At 62.4% G+C, this 23,744-nt stretch carries 22 protein-coding genes; 13 read left to right on the forward strand and 9 right to left on the reverse strand.

Annotation, left to right across the window (positions count from 1 at the left end; genetic code table 11):
* Positions 1-202: 202 nt before the first annotated feature.
* Positions 203-2,605 (reverse strand): ATP-binding cassette domain-containing protein, encoded by a 2,403-nt coding sequence (locus ABD220_RS00605; protein ID WP_344118892.1) that lies wholly within the window; start codon positions 2,603-2,605, stop codon positions 203-205.
* Positions 2,606-2,801: 196 nt separating this feature from the next.
* Here ABD220_RS00605 and ABD220_RS00610 point away from each other — a divergent pair, with 196 nt between their 5' ends.
* Together ABD220_RS00610 and ABD220_RS00615 are read left to right on the forward strand one after the other, a co-directional pair.
* Positions 2,802-3,422 (forward strand): ClpP family protease, encoded by a 621-nt coding sequence (locus tag ABD220_RS00610; protein WP_017832348.1) that lies wholly within the window; start codon positions 2,802-2,804, stop codon positions 3,420-3,422.
* Positions 3,419-4,021: a ClpP family protease gene (locus tag ABD220_RS00615; RefSeq protein ID WP_344118897.1), complete on the forward strand. Its 603-nt coding sequence runs from the start codon at positions 3,419-3,421 to the stop codon at positions 4,019-4,021. The genes ABD220_RS00610 and ABD220_RS00615 overlap by 4 nt, the downstream gene beginning before the upstream one ends.
* A gap of 25 nt (positions 4,022-4,046) precedes the next feature.
* Here ABD220_RS00615 and ABD220_RS00620 read toward each other — a convergent pair whose 3' ends face one another.
* Positions 4,047-4,427, reverse strand: a complete 381-nt coding sequence (locus ABD220_RS00620; protein ID WP_344118899.1) for a helix-turn-helix domain-containing protein — start codon at positions 4,425-4,427, stop codon at positions 4,047-4,049.
* Positions 4,428-4,521: 94 nt separating this feature from the next.
* On the opposite strand from ABD220_RS00620, the gene ABD220_RS00625 reads away from it, so the two are divergent.
* Both ABD220_RS00625 and ABD220_RS00630 read left to right on the forward strand, forming a co-directional pair.
* Complete coding sequence (locus ABD220_RS00625; protein ID WP_344118900.1) at positions 4,522-4,851, forward strand: ArsR/SmtB family transcription factor; 330 nt, start codon at positions 4,522-4,524, stop codon at positions 4,849-4,851.
* Complete coding sequence (locus tag ABD220_RS00630; RefSeq protein ID WP_344118901.1) at positions 4,848-5,270, forward strand: VOC family protein; 423 nt, start codon at positions 4,848-4,850, stop codon at positions 5,268-5,270. The genes ABD220_RS00625 and ABD220_RS00630 overlap by 4 nt, the downstream gene beginning before the upstream one ends.
* Before the next feature lie 31 nt (positions 5,271-5,301).
* Here the strand turns inward: ABD220_RS00630 and ABD220_RS00635 are convergent, their stop codons facing one another.
* Both ABD220_RS00635 and ABD220_RS00640 read right to left on the reverse strand, forming a co-directional pair.
* A complete protein-coding gene (locus ABD220_RS00635) occupies positions 5,302-6,612 on the reverse strand; it encodes a UDP-glucose dehydrogenase family protein (protein ID WP_344118903.1) in 1,311 nt (436 codons plus the stop codon).
* A 423-nt stretch (positions 6,613-7,035) separates the two neighbouring features.
* Complete coding sequence (locus ABD220_RS00640) at positions 7,036-8,268, reverse strand: polysaccharide biosynthesis tyrosine autokinase (protein WP_344118905.1); 1,233 nt, start codon at positions 8,266-8,268, stop codon at positions 7,036-7,038.
* A gap of 1,257 nt (positions 8,269-9,525) precedes the next feature.
* Here ABD220_RS00640 and ABD220_RS00645 point away from each other — a divergent pair.
* The 9 genes from ABD220_RS00645 to ABD220_RS00685 all read left to right on the forward strand — a co-directional run bounded on the left by ABD220_RS00645 (position 9,526) and on the right by ABD220_RS00685 (position 19,448).
* On the forward strand, positions 9,526-10,455 hold the full coding sequence (locus ABD220_RS00645) for a glycosyltransferase (RefSeq protein ID WP_344118907.1): 930 nt from the start codon (positions 9,526-9,528) through the stop codon (positions 10,453-10,455).
* A 131-nt stretch (positions 10,456-10,586) separates the two neighbouring features.
* A complete protein-coding gene (locus ABD220_RS00650; RefSeq protein ID WP_344118909.1) occupies positions 10,587-11,645 on the forward strand; it encodes a glycosyltransferase in 1,059 nt (352 codons plus the stop codon).
* Positions 11,642-12,589, forward strand: coding sequence for an NAD-dependent epimerase/dehydratase family protein (locus ABD220_RS00655; protein WP_344118911.1), 948 nt, complete (start codon positions 11,642-11,644; stop codon positions 12,587-12,589). The genes ABD220_RS00650 and ABD220_RS00655 overlap by 4 nt, the downstream gene beginning before the upstream one ends.
* A gap of 9 nt (positions 12,590-12,598) precedes the next feature.
* Entirely contained in the window at positions 12,599-13,219 is a 621-nt protein-coding gene (locus ABD220_RS00660) for a serine O-acetyltransferase (protein ID WP_344118913.1), read from the forward strand.
* Entirely contained in the window at positions 13,212-14,318 is a 1,107-nt protein-coding gene (locus tag ABD220_RS00665; protein ID WP_344118915.1) for a glycosyltransferase, read from the forward strand. Before ABD220_RS00660 ends, ABD220_RS00665 begins: the two co-directional genes overlap by 8 nt.
* Before the next feature lie 11 nt (positions 14,319-14,329).
* Entirely contained in the window at positions 14,330-14,923 is a 594-nt protein-coding gene (locus tag ABD220_RS00670; RefSeq protein ID WP_344118917.1) for a serine O-acetyltransferase, read from the forward strand.
* A complete protein-coding gene (locus ABD220_RS00675) occupies positions 14,907-15,791 on the forward strand; it encodes a glycosyltransferase family 2 protein (protein WP_344118918.1) in 885 nt (294 codons plus the stop codon). Before ABD220_RS00670 ends, ABD220_RS00675 begins: the two co-directional genes overlap by 17 nt.
* A gap of 5 nt (positions 15,792-15,796) precedes the next feature.
* Entirely contained in the window at positions 15,797-17,260 is a 1,464-nt protein-coding gene (locus ABD220_RS00680; RefSeq protein ID WP_344118920.1) for a lipopolysaccharide biosynthesis protein, read from the forward strand.
* An 82-nt stretch (positions 17,261-17,342) separates the two neighbouring features.
* Positions 17,343-19,448 carry an acyltransferase family protein gene (locus tag ABD220_RS00685; RefSeq protein WP_344118922.1) on the forward strand — a complete coding sequence of 702 codons (2,106 nt, stop codon included), beginning with the start codon at positions 17,343-17,345 and terminating at the stop codon, positions 19,446-19,448.
* A gap of 263 nt (positions 19,449-19,711) precedes the next feature.
* Here the strand turns inward: ABD220_RS00685 and ABD220_RS00690 are convergent, their stop codons facing one another.
* The 5 genes from ABD220_RS00690 to ABD220_RS00710 all read right to left on the reverse strand — a co-directional run.
* On the reverse strand, positions 19,712-20,155 hold the full coding sequence (locus ABD220_RS00690; protein WP_344118932.1) for a transposase: 444 nt from the start codon (positions 20,153-20,155) through the stop codon (positions 19,712-19,714).
* Positions 20,095-20,415 (reverse strand): transposase, encoded by a 321-nt coding sequence (locus ABD220_RS00695; protein ID WP_344118924.1) that lies wholly within the window; start codon positions 20,413-20,415, stop codon positions 20,095-20,097. The genes ABD220_RS00690 and ABD220_RS00695 overlap by 61 nt, the downstream gene beginning before the upstream one ends.
* Positions 20,416-20,509: 94 nt before the next feature.
* Positions 20,510-21,052 (reverse strand): hypothetical protein, encoded by a 543-nt coding sequence (locus ABD220_RS00700; protein WP_344118926.1) that lies wholly within the window; start codon positions 21,050-21,052, stop codon positions 20,510-20,512.
* 101 nt (positions 21,053-21,153) lie between these two features.
* The gene (locus ABD220_RS00705; protein ID WP_344118928.1) at positions 21,154-21,384 is read right to left on the reverse strand and encodes a hypothetical protein; all 231 of its coding nucleotides are present in this window, start codon (positions 21,382-21,384) and stop codon (positions 21,154-21,156) included.
* Positions 21,385-21,438: 54 nt separating this feature from the next.
* Positions 21,439-23,744, reverse strand: a 2,306-nt coding sequence (locus ABD220_RS00710) for a fibronectin type III domain-containing protein (protein WP_344118930.1), incomplete at its 5' end; no start/stop codon positions are given.

Genomic DNA, 23,744 nt, shown 5'->3' on the forward strand with positions numbered 1-23,744 from the left:
GGAGGACCTCGGGCCCGAGCTGTGCGAGTGGCTCAGGGAGTACACCCGGACCCTGCCGGTCGGCGGCGCGCGGCTACCTGTCCCCGCCGGTGCGGTCGTTTAGCTTTCGGTTGAGCGGTGTACGCGAGGTCGTGGATGCCTCCTTCGGCGAGTTCCCGACATGGGAGATCACGGGCTGCGTCCGAGGACGAGTAAGGTCCGCTCAGGCGCCCACGTAGGCCGCGAGGTGCTCGCCCGTCAGCGTCGAGCGCGCGGCGACGAGCTCGGCAGGGGTGCCCTCGAAGACGATCCGGCCGCCGTCGTGGCCGGCGCCGGGGCCGAGGTCGATGATCCGGTCCGCGTGGGCCATGACCGCCTGGTGGTGCTCGATCACGATCACCGACTTGCCGGAGTCCACGAGCCGGTCGAGCAGCCCGAGCAGCTGCTGGACGTCGGCGAGGTGCAGGCCGGTGGTCGGCTCGTCCAGGACGTAGACGCCGCCCGGCTTGCCCAGCTGGGTGGCCAGCTTGAGGCGCTGCCGCTCGCCGCCGGAGAGCGTGGTCAGCGGCTGGCCGAGACTGAGGTAGCCCAGCCCCACGTCGGCGAGCCGGTCCAGGATGGCGTGCGCGGCCGGGGTGCGCGCCTCGCCGGCGCCGAAGAACTCCTCCGCCTCGGACACCGGCATCGCCAGCACGTCGGCGATGCTCCGGCCGCCCAGGGTGTACTCGAGCACCGAGGCCTGGAACCGCCGGCCCTCGCACTCCTCGCACGTGGTGGCCACCCCGGCCATCATCGCCAGATCGGTGTAGATGACCCCGGCACCGTTGCAGGCGGGGCAGGCGCCCTCGGAGTTGGCGCTGAACAGCGCCGGCTTCACGCCGTTGGCCTTGGCGAAGGCCTTGCGGATCGGGTCCAGCAGCCCCGTGTACGTCGCCGGGTTGCTGCGGCGGGAGCCGCGGATGGCGCCCTGGTCGATCGACACCACGCCCTCGCGGCCCAGTACCGAGCCGGAGATCAGCGAGCTCTTGCCGGAGCCGGCCACCCCGGTCAGCACGGTCAGCACGCCGAGTGGGATGTCGACGTCCACGGACTGCAGGTTGTGGGTGTCGGCACCGCGGACCTCCAGGGCCCCGGTGGGGGTGCGCACCGAGGACTTCAGGGCGGCGCGGTCGTCCAGGTGCCGCCCGGTGAGGGTGCCAGCGGCGCGCAGGCCTTCGACGGTGCCCTCGTAGCAGACGGTGCCGCCGGCCGTGCCGGCGCCGGGGCCGAGGTCGACCACGCGGTCAGCGATCGCGATGGTCTCCGGCTTGTGCTCCACGACCAGCACCGTGTTGCCCTTGTCCCGCAGCCGCAGCAGGAGCTGGTTCATCCGCTCGATGTCGTGCGGGTGCAGCCCGATGGTCGGCTCGTCGAAGACGTAGGTGACGTCGGTGAGCGAGGAGCCGAGGTGGCGGATCATCTTGGTGCGCTGGGCCTCGCCCCCGGAGAGCGTGCCCGAGGAGCGGCTGAGCGAGAGGTAGCCCAGCCCGATCTCCACGAACGAGTCGAGGGTCGCACCCAGCGCCGTGAGCAGCGGGGCCACGGACGGCTCCTCCAGCTCGCGCACCCACGCGGCGAGGTCGCTGATCTGCATCGCGCAGGCGTCGGCGATGCTGATCCCGCGGATCTTCGAGGACCGGGCGGCCTCGCTGAGCCGGGTGCCGCCGCACTCCGGGCACGCGGTGAACGTCACCGCCCGCTCCACGAAGGCCCGGATGTGCGGCTGCAGCGCGGACACGTCCTTGGACAGGAAGGACTTCTGGATCCGGGGGATCAGCCCCTCGTAGGTCAGGTTGATGTTGTCGACCTTGATCTTGGTCGGCTCCTTGTGCAGCAGGTCGTGCAGCTCGGTCTCGGTGTAGTCGCGGATCGGCTTGTCCGGGTCGAGGAAGCCGGAGCCGCCGAAGATCCGGCCGTACCAGCCGTCCGCGCTGTAGCCGGGGATCGTCAGCGCGCCCTCGTTGAGGGACTTGGAGGCGTCGAAGAGCTGGGTGAGGTCGAAGTCGTTGACCTGACCCATGCCCTCGCAGCGCGGGCACATGCCGCCGGTGATGGAGAAGCTGCGCCGCTCCTTGACGGTCTTCCCGCCGCGCTCCAGGGTCACGGCGCCGGCGCCGCTGATCGAGGCGACGTTGAAGGAGAACGCCTTGGCCGTGCCGATGTGCGGCCGCCCGAGGCGACTGAACAGGATCCGCAGCATCGCGTCCGCATCCGTGGCGGTGCCCACGGTGGAGCGGGCGTTGGCGCCCATCCGCTCCTGGTCCACGATGATCGCGGTGGTGAGGCCGTCGAGGACGTCGACGTCGGGCCGGGCCTGCGTGGGCATGAAGCCCTGCACGAAGGTGCTGTAGGTCTCGTTGATCAGCCGCTGGGACTCCGCGGCGATCGTGCCGAACACCAGCGAGCTCTTCCCGGAGCCGGAGACCCCGGTGAACACCGTGAGCCGGCGCTTGGGCAGCTCCACGCTGATGTCCCGGAGGTTGTTCTCCCGCGCGCCCTGGACGCGGATCAGGTCGTGGCTGTCGGCCACGTGCGGGGCAGCAGACGGTGCGGGGGAGTGCGGGTCCTGGTGCGGGGGCGTGCTCATCGTGTCTCCGTCCTCGGGGCGCCGGCGTCAGGGGTCCCGGCGACACCGCCCGGCTCGATCCGACCGGTTCCGAGCCTACGCCCGGCCCGGCCGGGGTTCGAGGACCCGGCACAGCTGACAGCAGAGCCGCTCAGGGCAGAGCCGCGCACAGCAGAAACGGGTTCCGCCCGGGACCGCCCGGGTCCACGCTGGGCGCATGAACACCACCACCGCACCACCCCGGACCCCGATCGACGACGAGCTCGCCTCCCGGCTGCTGGAGCAGCGCATCATCGTGCTGGGCGCCGAGCTCGACCAGGCCACCGGCAACCGGCTGTGCACGCAGCTGCTGCTGCTCTCCGCCCAGGACCCCCGGCGGGACATCTCCCTCTGGATCAACTCCCCGGGCGGCTCCGTCCCGGCCATGCTCGCGATCATGGACGTCATGCGGATCATCCCCAACGACGTGTCCACCCTCGCCATGGGACTGGCCTGCAGCGCCGGGCAGTTCCTGCTCTCGGCCGGCACCCCGGGCAAGCGCAGCGCCCTGCCGCACGCCCGGATCCTGCTGCACCAGGGCTCGGCCGGGATCGGCGGCACCGCCGTGGACATCGCCATCCAGGCCGAGGACCTGCGCCACACCCGGGACACCGTGCTCGGGCTCATCGCCGAGCACACCGGCCAGCCGCTCGAGCGGATCGTGGCCGACTCCCAGCGGGACCGCTGGTTCACCGCCGAGGAGGCCCTCGCCTACGGGTTCGTGGACCGGGTCATCGCCGGGCTCGACGACGTTCGTCCCCGCTCCGCCACCACGGCCGCCGCCGGGGTGGGGTCATGAGCAGCTACCCCGTGCCCTACGTCGTCGAACGCACGCCGAACGGCGAGCGCAGCATGGACGTCTTCAGCCGGCTGTTGGTGGAGCGGATCGTCTACCTCGGCACCGAGATCGACGACGGGGTCGCCAACGTCCTGATCGCCCAACTCCTCTACCTCGACTCCTACGGCTCCGACCAGCCGATCGGCTTCTACATCAACTCCCCGGGCGGGTCGACCACGGCGATGCTCGCCGTCTACGACGCCATCCAATACGTGGGCGCACCCGTGGAGACCACCTGCGTGGGGCAGGCGGCCTCGGCCGCCGCGGTGCTGCTGGCCGCCGGCGCCCCGGGACGCCGCTCCGTGCTGCCGCACGCCCGAGTGGTGCTGCACCAGCCGGCCGCGCAGGGCCGGGGCACCGTCCCGGACCTCATCCTCGAGGCCGAGGAGATCGCCCGCACCCGGGAGCAGCTGGAGCAGGTGCTCGCCCGGCACACCGGGCGCACCCCGCAGCAGGTGCGCGAGGACACCGACCGGGACCTCGTGCTCACCGCGGAGGAGGCGGTGCGCTACGGGGTGGCCGACCGGGTGGTGACGCCGCGGGAGGTCCGGGCCCGGTGAAACGGGCGGGCGCCGGAGCGGATCCTCAGACGGCCAGGGCCACCGGACCGGCCAGGCAGACCGGGCCGCGCGGAGCCGTCCGGGCGGCCGGGGCGTCGTCGAGCAGCACCCCGGTGGTCCCCTCGGTGAGGTCCAGCAGGTTCAGCCCCAGGGCACCGACCACCGCCGCGATGATCTCCGAGGAGGGGTCCTTCACCCCGCGCTCGATCTCCGAGAGGTACTGCGTGGAGACCCCCGAGGTGCGGGCCACCTGCGCCAGCGTCAGCCCCTGCGCCAGGCGGTGGCGGCGCAGGAACATCCCCAGCACCGACCGCCACAGCGGGTCCACCGGCGCTCGCGGCGCGGCACGCTCCCGCGGCGCGGGCGCCGGAAGGTAGGCCGGGGAGGGGCGGATCACGCTGCTCATGAAGCCATGCTAGGTCCGTGCCGGCCCGGGGGCACCGGTGATCTGCTGTGAGCAGACGACACCCCGGACGTCCGGTCATCCATCGTCCGGAGCATTGACCGGCAACCAAGAGGTTGCCTATCCTGGGCACGTGGACATCGTGTTCCAGGCCCTGGCCCACCCCGCGCGGCGGATCCTGCTCGAGGAGCTCGCCGCGCGCAACGACCAGAGCCTCTTCGAGCTCACCGTGCGGCTCATCAACGACCACGGCCTGGCCATGACCCGGCAGGCCGTGACCAAGCACCTGGCCTTGCTGCGCGAGGCCGGCCTGGTGACCACCACCGTCCAGGGGCGCACCACGGTGCACCACCTGGACACCTCCCCGCTCACCGACGCGCGGCAGTGGATGGACTCCCTGCCGCCCCCGCCGAAGGACACGCCGTGATCATCACCTACGCTTCCATCTTCGTGGACGACCAGCAGAAGGCACTGGAGTTCTACACCGACAAGCTCGGCTTCCAGCTCAAGGTCGACGTGCCGATGGGGCCCTACCGCTGGCTGACCGTCGTCTCGCCCCAGGCCCCGGACGGGGTGCAGTTGCTCCTGGAGCCCTCCGAGCACCCGGCGGTGCACCCCTTTAAAGAAGCCCTGGTCTCCGACGGCATCCCGTTCAACAGCTTCGGCGTCGAGGACGTGCAGGCCGAGTACGAGCGCCTCACGGCGCTGGGTGTGCGCTTCGTGCAGGAACCGATGCCGATGGGCCCGGTCACCACCGCGGTGCTCGACGACACCTGCGGCAACCTCATCCAGATCGCCCAGCTGAACGACCCGGAGGCCGTCTCCGCGCAGGAAACGACCTCCTGATCGACACGTCGGGCATTCGAGAAGAGCTCGACTAGGGCCGTCCCATGCCGACGTAGGACCAGTCAGCGGCACGCCATGCTTCGGCGTCCAGGCAGTTGCGACCGTCGATGACGATGCGCTGATTCACGAGGTCCCCCGCATGGTGGGGATCGAGTTCGCGGCGGTACTCATCCCACTCGGTGACAACGAGAACTGCATCCGCCTCCCGCAGGGCCTCGTCGCGATCGGCGACGTAATTCAACTGGGGATGTATTCGTGACGCGTTGTCGATGGCAGCAGGGTCGGTGATCGTCACCCAGGCGCCGAGGCCGTGCAGCCGCACCGCCACGTCGAGCGCGGGGGAGTCGCGGATGTCGTCGCTGTGCGGTTTGAACGCGGCTCCCAGTACTGTGATGTTCTTCTTGAAAACGGAACCACCGAGTGCATCGATGACAAGCTGCACCGCTCGCTCGCGGCGGCGCAGGTTGATGGCGTCGACCTCGCGGAGAAAGGTCACCGATTCGCCGCGGCCGAGTTCCTCGGCGCGAGCGGAGAAGGCGCGGATGTCCTTCGGTAGGCAACCCCCACCAAAGCCGATGCCGGCGCCGAGAAACCGCCGACCAATACGGGCGTCGTGACCGATTGCGTCGGCGAGTTGCGTGACATCCGCGCCGGTGACCTCAGCGATCTCGGCCATGGCGTTGATAAATGAAATCTTGGTTGCGAGAAACGCGTTGGCAGCGACTTTGACGAGTTCCGCCGTGGCGTAGTCCGTGACAATGAATGGTGTGTCCTTGGCGACCGCTGTGTGATACACCTCGCGGAGAATATTGGCCGCGCGCTGCCCTTCATCCCCGGCTGGTACCCCGGCGACAAGCCGGTCCGGATCAATCGTGTCCTGCACGGCCCAGCCTTCGCGGAGGAACTCCGGGTTCCAAACCAGCGTCGCACCGGTGGCCGCCACCCGTTCCATAAGGCTGGCAGCCGTGCCAACGGGGACCGTCGACTTGCCGGCGACGATGTCACTGCGGTTCAGGTGCGGTAGAAGCTCATCGATGGCGGCGTTGACGTATGTGAGGTCGGCAGCGGACCCGCCAGCCTGCTGGGGGGTCCCCACCCCGATGAAATGCACGTCAGCCCAGGATGCCGCGGCCATGTCCGTGGTGAAGCGCAGGCATCCGGACGCAATGCCCTCCTGCAGGATGTCCTGCAATCCTGGCTCGAAAAAAGGAGCCTCGCCCTGCGACAAGGACGCGACCTTGCGCTCATCGACGTCGATACCGACCACCTCGTGGCCGATCGAAGCCATAGCGGCAGCATGTACGGCACCCAAGTAGCCGCAACCGATAACAGATAGACGCATGAATACCCTCCGGTCGAACAATTGCCGCGCCGATGATGCCGGAGCGGGCCTCTTAGTTTATGACAGTACATTGGCTCGTATCGCCAAGCTGGGCCTGCTTAACTCGCCCGCTTATGGCTATCTATCGACAGCTGCGCGCTTCGATCCTAAGGGCCATGAAGCGCGTAAAATATGGTCTGCTTGAAAGCATTTGCCGATGTAGCAGAAATTCTCGTTGCGCTACTCGAAGACGACTATGTTCATGACCATGACGACCAAGAGACGAATCCTCGACCATTTACTGCGCAAATTCTCGAGGCCGTCCATTTGACCACTGCATGACGTTGCCGTGTCGAGTAGACGATAGATCTAACGGTAGATATGGAGGCGGAGCGTCTTATTAGAAGCGCCGCCTCCGATGTCCGGAGAGAGCAAATTGCGGAATCAGCCCTGCGTCGAAGTGGACCCGGAGGACGAGCCGGAGCGGCCCCAGGCCTCGAGCCCGAAGGTCTCGTGTTCCGGGGAGTCCGGCGTTTTGGTCTTCTGCGCCCGTGGAGCAGGTGCGGCGTCTTCGGCCGACGGAGCCGTCAGCTGCTGTTCCGCCCGGGGCATGACCGACTGCTGGGCCTCGCCGGACTCAGGACGCGTCGCCGTGCCCCACGGCTGCTGCTTGCCGGCCGGAGCGGCGACGACCGGCTGCGAGCCGGTTCTGGGCGCTGCCTGCTCGTCCGAGTTCGCGTAGTAGGACTTGCCGTAGTAGCCGTAGTACCCGGCGTCCGCACCGGTGGTGGGCACTCGGTTGAGCACCACGCCGAGCACGTTGCCGTGAACCTGGTGCAGGTTCTCCAGGGACTTGGCCAGCTCGTCCGTGGTGGTCCGCTGCGCGGTGGCCACGATGATCGCGCCGTCGGCCGAGGCCGTGAGCAGCGCGGCGTCCGTGACCGGCAGCAGCGGGGGAGCGTCCACCAGGACTAGGGCGTCCTCGGCGAGGGTCTCGAGCATGTTGTGCATGGCCTTCGAGGACAGCAGCTCCGTGGGGTTCGGCGCGGTCCGGCCGGCACCGAGCACCTGCAGGTTCGGGAACTTGTCGTAGGTCTGCAGGACCTCGTCCACCTGCACCTGACCGGTCAGCACGTCGGTGACGCCCACGCCGGGCACCAGCCCGAACAGGTCGGTGATCACCGGGCGGCGGAGATCCCCGTCCACGACGACGACGTTGCGCCCGGTCGAGGCGATGGCCACCGCCAGGTTCGCCGTGATCGAGGACTTGCCCTCACCCGGCAGGGAGGAGGTGACCACGATCATCTTCGGCGGATTGTCCACGGAGACGAAGCTGAGGTTGGTGCGCAGCTCGCGCAGGGCCTCGGAGAACTCGTGGTGCCCACGGCCGGCGGAGAAGCCGGTCTCGACGATCTCGCGGTGGTCGGCGAGGCGCTCGTCGGCGGGGATGGCACCAAGGACCGTCACGCCGAAACGGTCTCGAAGCTCCTCAACCGACCGGATCCGGCGGTCCAATTTGTACCGTGCAAAGACATAAATGATCCCCAGCCCCAAACCGCCCACCAGGCCCAGAGCAAGATTGAGTTTTAAATTAGGAGACGACGGCGCCAGCGGCAGGGATGCATTGCTCAGCGGCTGGATGACCACCGAAGCGCCACTGTTATCGTCCTGCGCCATTGCTTCAACTCTTTGAACCTGCTCCGCCAAAGCAGACACCCAAGCATTGGCGACAGCCTCTGCCTTTTCAGGTGTGTCGGTTTCCACGGTAATCCGCACCTCCACAGAGTCCGCGGGGTTAGTGGCCCGGACCTGCTGCAAAATCGCTTCAGGAGTCATATCTAGATTTAGGTCGTCTATGACCTGTTCGGCAATGGGCCTGGAGACAGCTAAAAGCTCGTAAGAGGTGGCTTTTGATTTAGCGAGGTTATCTCCGACAAGAAAGCTAGACACGTCCGAGGCGCCCGTAGTTACCACCAGTGCCGAGGCGCGGGACTCGTAAATTTTAGGTTGAAGAAGAGACCAGGCTAGAGCGCCCAAGATGCCGGCCAGGACAAGCACGCCCATGCTGCGCCAGTAAGTTCGCAGCAAGCGCAGATGGTCCCGAATGTTAAGAGGAGGGTGGCGCTCGGCCTCGAAACCGAGATTCTCCATGTTGCTCCTTAGTCATCTCAGCGCCGCCGGGAGAAGCTGCGAGGTGACAATGTGGGGGTGAGGGGGGTGGGGGCGGCCATGCTTCCATGTTCATCTATCCCGCCCGCGAGTGTAGCGTGGAAAGCCTGCCGACTGTTTTAGCCACACGGGAGCATGTTCAGTAGTCGGCGCAAGCCACTTGAGGAACGCATGCTAGTCCAGGTGGTCCTCTGGTCATGAGTTGCCTGGAAGAGCCCAACGCCTCCGAGCCCTGCGCGGCTGGTCTAGGGCCGTCATTACGTAGGGTTCAGGGCTATTCGAACTGGTCCAGAAATCCTTGCTCACCCATTGGGAGCCGCCCTGTCACTGACTCCAGGGGTTCATGCCGGGGTCCGACTCCACTGCGGCATTGTTCATCAGTCCAAGGCGGAGGCCGCCCACCACGTATCAGCAGGTATGTATGTAGCCCTGAGGAACAGTTGATGGCCCCATAGGCGGTGGCGCACATGCTGCTTCGTGCAACCGTGGCGTGTGCTGGCTGACGAGCATGCGGAGGTGCGAGTCGGCTCGCCTCGAGCGCGACACATTTTTCAGCTTCGAGTGAGGGTAAAGTGACTTCGGCGATTCGCAGGTCACTGCATACGCATTGACATGGTACGGTCCGAACGACATTGCAAGGTCGCCGTTCCCCCCCCGCCCCCCGGAGCGTCGTATCAGATGCCGAGTGGTGCTGCCGTACGGCGTTCATTTTGAGAGGACGCTCACATCTTCGAGTCATTGCCAAGGTCAGCGAAGGCGCTTTGGGTGGCTTCGGCTGGCGGACACATTACTGAGGCCCTTCGCCTGGAGGAATCGCTGGGCGTTCATTTGGATTCCCTGTGGGTAACCTTCGAAACACCACAGACCGCCTCACTTCTTCACAGCCGTCGGGTCCTCTTCGTGCCGTACGTTGCCCCACGTGATGTCCGCGGTGCACTCAGTGCCGGACGCCAAATCGCGCAAGCCGTGAGCCGCGAGCGCTTTGACGCTTGCTTGAGCACTGGTGCTGCTGTTGCAGGGTTTGGAGTTCCCTGGTGTGCGCTGACCGGAATCCCGACTTTCTACGTGGAAAGCCTTGCTCGTATCGACGGGCCGTCAGCAACCGGGCAGCTGATGGGCCTCGCCCCGCGGGTGCGGACCTTGTCGCAGCGCGCCGGATGGGCGTCAAAAAGGTGGGTCTACGAGGGGTCGCTTCTCGACGGATGGCGCGTATGCCACCGGGCTGGTGAGACGATCACCCGACGCATTTTCGTGACACTCGGCACCATCCGCCCGTACCGCTTCGATCGGGCGATCGACACAGTCCTCGCATCTCTGCGGCCCGGCGATGAAGTCGTATGGCAACTCGGAGCCACCAGCCGCGACCGGCTGCCAGGACGGACCTACACCGAGATGAGTCATGCCGATCTAGCTCACGAGCTCGCGGCCGCTGACGTGGTCGTGACGCATGCAGGGGTGGGATCGGTCCTGCAAGCTCACGAGGCTGGCAAGGTCCCCGTGCTGGCCGTGCGATCTGCTGCACATGGTGAGCATGTCGACGAGCACCAGCGCGAGATAGCGCATGACCTCACAGCGCGCGGGCTCGCCCTCCCGCTCATATTAGGTGAACCCAACGGGAACACCTTTGACCATGCCCGTGCACTTCAAATCATTCCTACCGGCGACACCGCCAGAAATGGGCAGACATGTCCCTAATTGATCACTCAGACCCTCCTGCGCTCGTCGACCGCATCATCGTGCACCAGTTCGACCCTGGGCGGCCTTCCCCCGGGGGGATCGATACCTGCCTCCGGGGAATATGCCGCTATCTACCCGCCGATGAGACCGTGGCGATCATTGGCGTAGACACGGGTGCGGGGCCGTCTACCCGTCAGCTCGGCCTCTGGGAGCGCCACCGGGTGGGGGAGCAAGAGTTTTGGTTCCTCCCGGTCGTGGCGCTCGACCCGGCGGATCAGAACCGGCGCGTCCCGCATTCCATCCGACTGATCGGTGGCATCCTCCGGTATTGGCGCAAAATGCCCCAGCGGCGAATCGTTCAAGTACACCGAATGGACTCCGCGGCGGCACTTCGATTCATCCTGCCTGCCGCACAGGTCTATTGCGTCCATACACAGGAAAACGGACTAGTCGGGACGACGTCCGACTCGTTCTGGCGATACTTCGGAATTTTGCATCAAAGGCTGGAGCAGTCGGTCGTCCGCAATGCATCGGCTGTCGTCGTGTTCAACGAGGATTACGCAAAGGTGGTCCAGACGTGGAACCCGCGCGCGGTCTTCTCGCCGACCTGGTACGACCCCGCTCTCATCGATGCCGAGGGAGAGCACAAGAACGAGTATGAGGTGCTGTGGGTTGGACGCTTGGAGACTCCGAAAGACCCTGAACTGGCCGTGCGGGCATTCCGTGAACTCATGGCCATGGATTCGGACCAACCTTGGACCCTTCAGATTGTGGGGTCTGGAACCCGGACGGACGACGTCGAGGCGGCGGTCCGCGCCGCGCCCGAGTTAGTACAGCAGCGGATCGTCCTGCGCGGCCGAGTGGAACCTTCGCAGGTGGCGCAGGAGATGGGGCGCGCGGGTATCTTCCTGATGACATCGCATCCAGGCTATGAGGGCTATCCGCGCGTGCTCGTCGAGGCCATGGCCTCTGGACTTCCCGCTGTCGTCACGCAGGGCAGTGATACTGGGCTGCTGGTCGCCGACGGTGTGACGGGCTATACGTGCAGCAGGAATCCGCAGGAGCTTGCTGCTCGAATCGACGACGCGCGAGCGATCTCCCGCTCGGAGGTCAAGGCTGCTGTCGCGAAATTGGACGCCCCGTCCCTGGTGTCGCGAATTTTTTCACTTTCTAACGGGCTGGCAGAACAAAAGGATGGTGTTGCATGAAAGCTTTGGTGACCGGAGTTGCCGGTTTCGTCGGAAGCACTTTGGCCAAACGTTTAGTCGCTGACGGGCACGACGTCGTTGGGATCGACGCCATGACGGACTACTACGAGTTGGACATCAAGCGGGCGAATGTCGCCTCGATCGGCCTTGATCAGTTCGACTTCGTCGAAGGAGACCTCAATGAGCTTGATTTGGTGAGCCTGTTGCAAGGTGTGGACTGGGTGTTCCATCAGGCCGGACAGCCAGGGGTCCGCAAGTCTTGGGGTGATGACTTCGCCGTCTACACGCGAGCCAATGTGGACGCGACGCAGCGCCTCCTCGAAGCCGTTCGCCAGATCAGCACCATCCAGCGATTCGTGTACGCGTCGTCCTCCTCCGTTTACGGCGAAGCGGAGCGTTACCCCACGCAGGAGGCGGATCGCCCACAGCCGATGAGTCCCTACGGAGTAACAAAACTCTCTGCTGAGCACCTCTGCTGCCTCTACGCGGAGAACTTCGGCGTTCCGACCGTTTCGCTGAGATACTTCACGGTCTACGGTCCCGGCCAGCGCACCGACATGGCCTTCACCCGGTTCACCAGGGCCGCTGTTCTGGGCGAAAGGATTGAAATTTACGGCACGGGTGAACAGATCCGCGACTTCACCTACGTGGACGACGTCGTGAATGCGAACGTGCGGGCCGCGCAGATCGACTCGCCTGCCGGCTCCGTCTTCAACGTAGCCGGGGGATCCAACACCTCGGTCAACGAGGTGTTGGACCTGTTAGGTGAGCTGAGCGGGACCTCGCTCGACGTAAATTACGTCGAAAAGATCGCGGGTGACGTCTACCGGACAGGCGGTGACACGGATCGGATCCGCGACGCCCTCGGCTGGTCTGCGCAGGTTGGACTGCGTGAGGGCCTTGAGCAGCAGCTCCGCTGGGCCCGAACCACCTTTGGAGGATGAGCCAGCGTCATGCAAGACACCCGTGACGCACCCGAGGGGTGGCACCGTATCCAGGGCAAGCAGGACTACCGCGACTTCCTCGCGGCCGACCTCGTTGCCCATGGGCTCGCTCGTTGGCACTTCTATCTTGCGCCGAAACATCCAGAACTTAGCTATCAAAGGCTGTTGCGACGGGTGGAGTATCTCCAAACACGGAGGACCCTCTTTGGTAAAGCCTGGTATGCCTTGGAACGGATACGCTTGGCGCGACAGGCTGTCGTAACGGGCATTTCTATACCACCAGGCGTCTTCGGCCCCGGATTGTCGATCGCCCACGTCGGTAGCATTGTGGTCAATGACAGGGCGAGGGTGGGGGCATGGTGCCGCATTCATTCAGGCACGAACATCGGCATTTATCAGAGGCATGCACCTTATCTCGGTTCTCACGTGTACATTGCACCTGGCGCCGTACTTTATGGCTTTATCAGCGTGGGAAGCAATGTTGCCATCGGTGCCAATTCCGTGGTGAACAGCGATCTGCCGCAGGGCGTTGTAGCGGTTGGCTCACCAGCACGAGTGGTCGCGACGGACGGTGCTGGGCGTTCGCTCCCCGAGTGGTTTCCCGCCTATTCCGGAGATTCCAATGACTGAGAAATTATCTGATGCCCATGTAGCCCTGCTGGTCCCGAAGCTCTCCGGAGGAGGAGCGGAGTTCGTCGCGGCGGAATGGGCGAAACGTCTCGAGAAATCGTGTGCCGCTGTCACAGTGATCAGCACACACGCTTTGGATGGCACCGATGCTGGAACAGGGCGTGAAATCAGGCTGCAGGCGAAAAAGTTCTCCGAACGCATCCTTGAGCTTCGGACGGTACTGCGACGCGATCGCCCCGATGTGCTTATCGCACTGATGCCTCATTGGAATGTTCTGGCCTTGCTTGCCTCCCGTGGTCTACGGACAAAAGTGGTCATCAGCGGTCGCAACACTGAATCCGTGCTGTCCAGAGCCGTAGGTGGTTCTCTAAAGGTCGAAATGGCTTTGGCGAAAATATTCTACCGGCGTGCTGATGGGTACATTGCCATCTCGCATCCAGTAGCTGCGGAGGCAATCGCAAAGTACGGGCTGGACCCCGCTCGCGTATGGGTCGTTCCTAACCCTTCAACAGCGAAGATCAACGAGGTCCGAGCTTCGGCTGCACGGGCCGAACGGGCGGCCGGAGAGCTGGCGAGCGACATCACAATCGCCGTGCCTGCCCGCCTCGTGCGGCAGAAACAACCCCTCCTGGCCATCGACACAGCCGTAGAGCTAAGCAAGCTCGGAGTCGAAGTGGTCGTGGTTTACTTCGGTGACGGACCCATGCGGGCTGAGGTTACGAGGTACGCGAAACACCATGATGTCAACACGCATTTCCGAGGATGGGTGGACAACTGGTTCGAGGAATGCACCTCGAACTCTGTTGTGCTATTGCCTTCCCTGGCAGAAGGCTTCGGAAATGTGCTAGTGGAAGCCGCGGCGTTTGGCGTACCTGCGGTTGTCTGCTCCCGAACCCTTGGAGCAGCCGACGCCGTAGTGCCCGGCATGACCGGTGAACTGACGCTCGACGACTCCCCCTCATCCTTCGCCGCTGCAGTTCTCCGGGCGCGAGAGCTACGACCGGGGGGCATCGAAGGATGGTTGCGGCGCTTCTCGCCCTCCACGAGCGGGGAAAGCCTGGAACGGACACTCGAGCAGACGCTTGCGTCCCGCAGATGACGGAGGTGACGATGACGATCCAGACATGGCCGGACCTGCGCTACTACCTCGACGAGGACTTGAAAGCCAACGGAATGACCTGCTGGCGCTTTCAGGACCGCTACCGCCGGCCTGAGGTGTACTACCAGCGACTGATGCGAAAGCTGGAGTATTTACTCGCGCAACCTGGCATGATTGCGCGCGCGCGACGGAGTCTTGTGCGATTTCGATTTATGCGGATGTCCATTGCGACGGGTATCTCCATTCCACCGGGAGTGTTCGGCCCTGGCCTATCCATTGCGCACTACGGGAGCATTGTCGTGCATTCTAAGGTCCGGGCTGGCGCTTACTGCCGGATCAACTCAGCGACGAACATTGGCTTCGCTAATGGGGGAGTGCCCTACCTCGGCGATCATGTCTACATCTCCCCCGGGGCAGTGCTCTATGGGCCGATTACCGTCGGAAGCCGCGTCGTGATCGGTGCGAACGCTGTGGTCGGCAAGAACGTCCCGGAAGACGTGACAGTCGCAGGTGCGCCGGCGCGAGTTATCTCTAACCGCAACTCCCGATCGGTCATGCCAAAGTTCGTTCCCTTCCCCGAGGAGCATAATGCCGCTTCGAACTGACCCCGGTTCATCGGCCGTCGACGTGGTCATACCGTCACACGGCCGCCCGAACTTTTTGCGCGAGACCATCGAGTCAGTCCTTCACCAGTCCGTGACTCCTGCATCCTTATGCGTTGTCTCAGACGACGCGCATCCCGAAGTGGGCGCATTCATGGACGAGCTGAATATCCGTGAAAGCACGCTCCCAATCTATTTTCTCAGCCGTACTGATCGCGCAGGAGCATCGCTTTCACGCAACCTCGGTGCGGAACAAGGAAGCGCTCCGTTCATTGCCTTCCTGGACGACGACGACCTGTGGGGACCGACGTACCTAGAGGAAGCGCTTCAAGCCTCGGAACGGACCGACGCAGATTTCGTGGTGACCGGTATCGAACGATTCTCCGACAGCGGCGTGTCAGGCGTGATGGTGCCGGACGGAAATCTACGGCCAAAAGACGTATTCATGAGAAGCCCCCGGGTCACAGGCAGCAGCATCGTCTGTCGACGCTCGGCGTTCACCGCGCTGGAGGGCTTCGACGTGTCGTTGCCGGTGGCGAACGACCGTGACTTTTTTCTGCGGGCGCTTGAGGCTGATAAGACATATGTTGTCAATTCGTCTCCCCTCGTACGCGTCCGCTCCCACGGTCAGGGTCAGCTCACCAACCCCACACCCATGCGCGCGGCAGGAATAGCGGCGTTCTTGCACAAGCATAAGGCTAAATACACCTACTTCGAGTCCAGAAACTTGCGCTACGCGTCCGCACGGACCCATTTGTCGGTTTCCTCATCCCTATCCCATCAGGCATGGTGGTTCGCAGCGTCGCTTCTCTCCTGGTCCCCGTCCGCAGGGCGCCAAATTCCCCTTATCACCTCGCGCCGACGACCGTGAAAGCCATGACTTCCTCGTCATCAAGAACTAGCTCGTTATCAGGATCTGCGGCACGTGGGTCGATTATCGTGTTGCTTGCCCAGGCCGTGCGCATCGCGGTCCAGTTTGCCTCGATCTTTGTTCTCGCTCGGTTGCTGGACCCGACGGATTACGGCTATCTCGCAATGGTCATGTCCATTATTGGAGTGGCTGAGTTGCTACGGGACTTTGGTCTGTCGGCCGCGGCGGTGCAGTCGCGTGACCTCAGCGGCCAGCAACAATCGAATTTGTTTTGGCTGAATGCCATGATTGGCCTTGGCGCATCACTCATGGTCGCCTGCGCGAGCCCCGCAATTGCCGCCCTCTACGGTGAACCGGAACTTGTGCCAATCACTCTCGCGTTAGCTCCTATCTTTTTCCTAAACGGGATCTCCACGCAGTTCAGAGCACATATCAACCGAGGAATGCGTTTTTTCCGACTGTCTCTGACTGATGTCATACCTCAGGTCGTCGCTTTCGGCGCAGCGATCACCGTGGCTATACTCACAGATTCGTACGTGGCGCTTGTCGTGCAACAGGTCAGCATTGCCGTGGTGGGTCTGGGCCTAGCAATCGCTCTTTCCGGTTGGTTCCCCGGATGGCCGAAGCGGGGAGCCAGCGTACACGGGCACGTGCGTTTCGGCGTGAACCTGCTCTTCACCAACCTGCTCACTTACGGCGCGAATAATTCCCAAATGATTATGGTGGGTGCCGTTTGGGGACCCGCACAACTAGGGTACTTCAGCCGGGCCTATCAGCTGATGGCCCTTCCCCTGACGCAGGTTATGGCACCGATGACAAAAGTTGCGCTCCCGGTCCTGTCGAAGGTGCAGGGCGAGTCAAAACGCTACATTGACATCGTCGGACGGGCACAGCTGCTGGGCCTTTACATTACAGCGCCGATGTTTTTGTTGTGCTTCGCGATGGCTGAGCCCATGATCGAGCTTGCGTTGGGTGACCAATGGATTGCTAGTACGCCGATCTTTGCCCTACTGGCGCTGGGGGGTGCATTCCGTTCAATGTCCCAACTTGCGTATTGGATGTTCTTGTCCTCGGGCTCGACACAAAAACAATTTGTCTTCAACGCCTGGGCGTTGCCCGTGATCGTCATCCTCATGGCTGCAGGTCTGCCGTGGGGGGGACTAGGGGTGGCTGCCGGCCACACGGTGGGCTACGCCCTATACCTGCCCGCATCAATACTTGTTGCCTCACGTGCTGCTGGAATTCCTTGGCGTCCGCTCACGTTCGCGGCGGCGCGTGTGTTCGGATTTCTTGGCACAGGAGTTGTGGGGGTTGGGTATGCATCCACGTTGATCCCAGTCCTGCCTGTGCTACAGATCCTAATTGGCATAGCTGGCGCAGGCATATGGGCGTTCGGCATCACAATGGCAACCTCAGCCGGGCGTCGCGATCTCAGGGTATTGCGTGCGTTCGCCTCTGCTGCGAGATGAGAGAAAATTGATGGTACTAATGCGCCTGCGTGAATCGGCTGACACTATCCCTGCCAATTCTAGAGCCGATAAAGCGTTCCGCTTGGACATCGAGGGCCTGAGGGCGATCGCTGTTTTGGTCGTGCTCGTCTATCACCTGAGTTCCGACTGGCTTCCAGGAGGTTTCGCCGGAGTCGACATATTTTTTGTCATTTCGGGATTCTTAATCACCTCACATCTTGTGTCTGAAGTTGAGCGCCAGGGCCGCATACGGTTTGCTCGTTTTTATTCCAGGCGTATCCGACGCCTCATACCAGCAACGTTCGTCGTACTGCTAGCGACCTCGGTGGGCGTTCTACTCGTCGTGCCGCGATTCGCATGGCACCAGTTTGGAATTGACATAGCTTCAGCAGGTGCCTACATCGTCAACTGGGTGTTGGCCGCCCGATCAGTGGATTATCTCGCAGAGGATGCCGCGGCGTCCCCGGTTCAGCACTTTTGGTCGCTCGCCGTAGAGGAGCAGTTCTACCTTGTCTGGCCGATCCTGATCACGTGTCTAGTAGCTGCCGCACGACGCCTAGGGGTGCCATTGAAGACGGCGATCGCGTGTGGTGCGAGTGCGGTACTTATAACTTCATTCACTTACGCTCACATTCTTGTCGCCCGCGGTGAGGTTTCGGCGTATTTCATAACAACCACCCGTTTATGGGAATTAGCCGTGGGCGCGCTCGCCGCGTTAGTTATCGGTCCTCTCCAGACGGTCCTCAACGATATGGCGCGAGCCGTCCTCGGCGTTCTGGGATTCGTGGCCATCGTTGTGAGTGTTGTTGCTCTGGACGGAGGAGACTGGCCGGCAGCACCTGCCCTTCTACCGACTCTAGGGGCAGCGGCTATCATCCTGTCGGGACGGGGGACCGGTTCATCAGGAGTCGGTCGACTCCTCAGCATGCGTCCGCTCGTCTGGATCGGCGGTGTGTCGTATGCCCTCTATTTGTGGCATTGGCCACTTATCTCGTTGGCACGATACAAATGGTCTGACTTTGCTCTGTGGCAGATGTTGTTCCTCGCCGCGCTTTCCATTGCCCTGGCATGGCTTACTGGCAAGCTGGTCGAAAATCCGATCCGCTTCTCATCATGGTTCGCTGCGCGATCGAGCCGTGGATTCATTTTGGGGGCGGCATGTGCCGTTTTAACTGTAGCCATCGGATTGCAGCTCGCCACAGTGGCCGCCTCAAATGCGTTACGGGCACCAAATGGTGCTGTTCCAGCTGGAGCTGGTGTGCTTGACTCGGAGGATATGGCCAAATCCATGGGACTAGATAAATGGATAAATGACGTAGACTGGGTTTCGCCTTCGCCGATCGAGGCTCTGGAAGACGTACCGGCGATCTATGCCGACGGTTGCCAGCAGTCCACTAGCGATCCTGAACCAGTTTCCTGTGCATACGGTGATCTCGAGGCTCCTAACGTGATTGCACTCATTGGAGATTCGAAGGCCGTTCAATGGCTTAGCGCTTTGGACGAGTTCGGGCGTGCCAACGGCTTTCGTATTGTCACCTACGCGAAATCAGCATGTCCGTTCGTAGAGGCGGAAGTGCTGCTAGACGGTGATGAGTACCCGTCGTGCGAGCGCTGGAACGAGTCCGTCATTGAAGAATTGGCGGTGTTGCGACCCGACGTTGTTGTCACCTCTCAGGTCCGCGGCGTAGCCGTAGACCCTGCTGGCACGACGAGCGCTACAACGATGGTGACTGGATTAGAACGTCTTTGGTCGGAGCTTAATGAAAGAGGAACACGAGTGGTGGTCCTCGGAGATACACCGCAGACTGGATCGAACATTTATGAATGTGTGGCGGAGAACAGCGATCAATTAGAGACGTGCGCCTATGATCGCGAGTCGGCAATCGCGAAGTCGGCCTTCTTGGTACAAAAGCAGGCAGTTCAAAATCTCAATGGTTCAATTTTGTCCGTGTCTGGCAGATCCTTGCACGGGACCAATGAAGACATCACAATGCTCGACCTGACTGATGCTGTCTGTCCGAGCGAAAAACTCTGCCCGCCCGTCGTCGGAAATGCACTGATCTATCGCTCCGGCTCCCATATTACAGACACCTATGTGCGCACGATGGAGCCTTTTCTGTCTGCTCTCCTGTTGGAAGCAGGGGTAGGTATTGAAAACGATCATATTGGCGCGTTTCATGGAGAATAGCCCGAAACAAAGAACCATGGACGACGAGCTGAGAACCATTGGTATTGGGGTAGCTAGCATGCCGTGGAGTTGATGGTGGACGGCGTATGAGGACTTTCTGACCGCGTCGTGTCTGGGACACGTCATGGGTCCGTGAGGGGCTACTTGACTGCTCCTTGCCGAACCCCATGGGCAATGGGGGTGCTGCCCAGTGCATAGAATGCTAGCTGATAAAACACTCTTCGCTTGTGTGCCCATTCCCGGGCTAAGGCATTACGGGGCCATCACGAATGAATGTGGGTGGGGGTCGTCCTCCAAGTTCGAAGAGCGGCGGCGGCGAGCAGCGCTCGTAGACGATAGTTGTCGAAGTTCCGGAACTCTCGGGCGACCCTCCGCATGGTTTTGATAACGCCGTTGACGGCTTCGGTGGGACCATTAGATGCCCCGGCGGTGTCGAAGTAGGCCAAGGACGTTGCCCGCCACCGACGCAGGGTCCGGCCCAGGTGGGCGATTTCCGGGATCGGGCAGTTTAGGAACGCGTTCAGGATCTCGGCGACCAGCCTGCGCCCTGGCTCGGCGCGGGCATGGTAGAGGGCGCGTGGTTTTTGATAGCAGGGCCAGGCCAGGGTGACTTTGTGGTGCGTGTCCCCGGCGAGCAGCTTCGCGTTCAGGCGGGTGACCTGCTTGGCAGTGAGGTGCTCGGCTCCGATCTGCAGGATGCGGCGGATCTAGTACAGCGGGTCCCGGCTCGCCCGTGGTGACCCAAGGTGTCCTGCTGTACGCGACGGCGGACCTCGTCGAATTCCTGCCCGCCGAGCCTGACCACGTGGCAGGCACCCAGGACGGTGATCGCCCCGAGGTGTTCGTCGCGAATAGCGTTGGCGTAACCGTGGAACGGGTCCAGCGTCGCTGTACGGAGCCTGCTGGTTAACGCCGGCCCCCGGGCGGAAAGCCAGTCGGCGTAGACGGTCCCGGTACGGTCCGGCACGAAATCCAGCAGCCTCGCCCGGCCGGGCGATCTCGTCGCGGGAATGGTCCACGATACCGGTGATCAGCCCGGTCCCCGGCAGGCCGACGTGGCGCTAGACGTGCTCGTCCACACCCAGGGCATTCATCCCGGTCAGCCGGTCCTCGGTGGCCAGCTGAGCCTGGATCACCGGGGCGATGGCGTCCCACACGGTGTTCCAGGCGATCCCGAGCATCACGGACAAGGCCGAGACCGCGATGTCATGGAAGCGCAGCTGGCCCACGGCCCAGGCGACCACGCGGGTGGTGAGCTTGGCCCGCGGGGCGGCCAGCTCGTGGACCTCGCTGAAGGTCCTCACCGCGCACGCCGTCCCGTGGCAGCGGTGACGGCGCTTGCGCCACACCACGCGCACCGGCGCTCCGGCGCAGGCGAGCTCGTACAGCAGCACCGGCACCCGGCCGTGGTTGATCGCGACGACCTCGCAGGAGGGGCCACCCACCAGTGACGGCACGGTCTCGACCACCAGGGTGAAGGAAGACCGGTGACGCTCGATCGTGAGCGCGTGCACGTCGTGCAGGTCGAAGAGCGCGCACGCGGGCGCGCAACTAACATGGGATACGTCGAGGCCTTCGAGAACGGTTGGATTCAGGACCCGCATCTTGGAGGCCTCGACCCCTATCCGGCCCCCAGTGACACGAACCCGGCGCTATCACGCACCCACATTCATCTAGGATGTGCCGCATTACGGGATAACTGCAGTCAAAAAGCTGCTGGCTCGGGGAAGTCTGGCATCCCCAGACATGCTGCCAGGGCGAGCCACGTTGGCTTGATGCATCCAGAATGCCACGCCCAATATTCTCTCATTTTAGCGAGTTGATCCTGTTTTTGCTCGAGTTTTGGCGGGCTTGGCACACCTATGGCGAGTGGAGCATTTCCTGTATCAGAGGCTTTTCCGATTTTTCGCAACGGCACTGCCGACATGGTGGTCATGTCAATCCTCCGACTCAAAGGGAAAGAACTGTCCGTCGGCGTGGGCCATATCAATTACCGCTGGCATCTGGCGTTAGTCAATTGGTTAGTGCTCGCAACGGTGTTGTCACATCCTACGATGTTGTCGAGCCCCTTCTGCACCCAAACTGCTATACCCGTAGCATTTTTCATATCTGATGCGTTTCCAACGAAAACGTTGGACCTGCCCCATCCGTCCGCCTTTGATCGGGTGGCAAGAAATCCATGTTCGGAAATCTCGATGCCCATATTGTCTTTGACGAGCCAGGAATCACCCTTGACAACAATCCAACCATCGCCAGACGTTATCAAAGCGCCATTGATTGAGTTGTTTTGTAACGTTCCGCCGGTGGTCCCAGCTTTTGCTTCGATACCCTCCGCCGTAACTGACGTGATAAAGTTTTCTATCACGATGTTGTCGTCACTTCGGTCGGGCATACATTGGGAATAAGTGCACCAATTTGAGGGATCGGAACCAATATAGATACCCTCGCCATAGATGGGGTTGACCCGCCCGGTTCGAGATACCGAGTTTCTGGCTACGATGGACTTCGTGGTGTTCGACCTGAGATGGATGCCTTCATCTCCGATATCCCGCACCATTAGGTCAGAGACGGCCACTCGTGTGCTGCCGCTCACCAAGACGCCCTTTAGGGCGTTTTGAATGGTGAACCCAGCGATCCGGACATCGCTCGAGTCACGTACGTGAATGCCATATCCGGCACTCACGTCGCCATAGTCGATGACTGCGGTGGGAGGACCACAAAGCCAGACGGGTGCTGTCTCCGTGCCGCGCACCGCGACTTGGAAATTGCCTTTGTACACTCCTGGCGAGAGGTGGATGACGTCGCCTGCCTGCGCATACTTTAAGGTCTCGTATAGCTGGCCGCTGGTGGATACAAGCTTTGTGGGGGCCGGGCAATTGCTGTAGCGCATCCCCTCGGACGACACGTCGGCCAGAGCACGGGCAGTCATGCCAGGGGAGAAGCTACTCTCGTTGCCGCTCGAGTCGACGGCTGTTACATGGAACCGATAGCTGGTGTCCGCCTTGAGCCCCACGTCGAGCAAGGACTGCTGGGTCGAAGGCACCGTTTCTACGAGTGTGTAGCCGGAAGTGAATCCTCCCGATCTGTATACGCGGTAGTTCGAGACGTCATTTGGCCCTGAGGGTGGCGCCCAAGTGACGGATACACCTAGTCGTGTTGCGGTGACAGTAGGTGCCGGCGGAGGAGATGGGGCTGTGCTGTCCGTTACTGTGAAGGCGTCGATATTGATTCCACGGCCTTGAGACAGCTCGTTTTTCTGTCCTGACCGTGAAATCTGAAGAACATGTGCATCATCGTTTAGTAAATTGGATGACCATAAAATTTGTTTTTGCTGAGAGGAATGCGCATACAAATCCACTTGGGCGACCTCGACGCCGTCGATGGAAACCCTCGCGATGCCAGACCATGGATTTTTACGGCCCACGAGCGTCACGCCTGTGCCGGTAAACGCCAGCTCGGCCGAGGCATTCGTCTCTGTGGTCAACGAGGCTGATCCGCCGCTGTCGCTTGCAGATATCGCAACTGTCCATGTGCCGTTGTAGCGAATGACACTGGAGTCGTTCTCCACGGTTCCCGATCGAGAGGCAGCCGCTGCGACGACGGCTTCTGAGGGCGTTGATAGATTGCCGACATTGTCTTGTGTTTGAAGGATGTAACGGTATGTATCTCCATCATTGACTCCAGTGTCCGTGTAGGCGGAAACGGAAACGGGGAGTTCGGCGATTACCTCGTACTCTGACGTGTTTCCAACCAGTCGGCGGGAGAGTACATAGCTTTTTAGGTCCGAGTCAGGAACTAGATTCCAACGCAGTTCTATGGCTCTGGTGCGCCCAGTCGCGCTAAGTCCCTCAGGTTGCATTGGTGCCGTAGTGTCCACAACTACTAGCTCATCAATCGCGACCAACCGATCAACGGCGTCCTGCGTCTCGATGTTTAGGCTGTGGACTCCGTCGTCCAACATTTCGGAATCGAAAAGCACGGCCCGGTTCTCGAGCTCTGATGCGTTTTGGTCGACAGTCGCGACCACGACACCGTCAACCTTGATATTCGAGACACCACCACCGGGAAACCGCGGACCGATCCAAATGATTCGACGTTCGTTAAAGCGCAACGTCGCGGAACCATTGGACGTGCGGCTGATTGTGCCGAACGCTGCGGACAGTTCTGCTTCTGGTTTCCAGTCTCCGACGTACTCGATAAGAGTCGAGCGGTCGTCGTGCCTTCCAGACGGTGCCGCGGTGGTCGCGGAGACATCCGTGGTGGGGGTGGACTGGTTCTTATTGGTGTCGATCGCCG

Source organism: Kocuria aegyptia (assembly GCF_039530085.1).
In the GTDB taxonomy this organism is placed as follows: Bacteria; Actinomycetota; Actinomycetes; order Actinomycetales; family Micrococcaceae; genus Kocuria; species Kocuria aegyptia.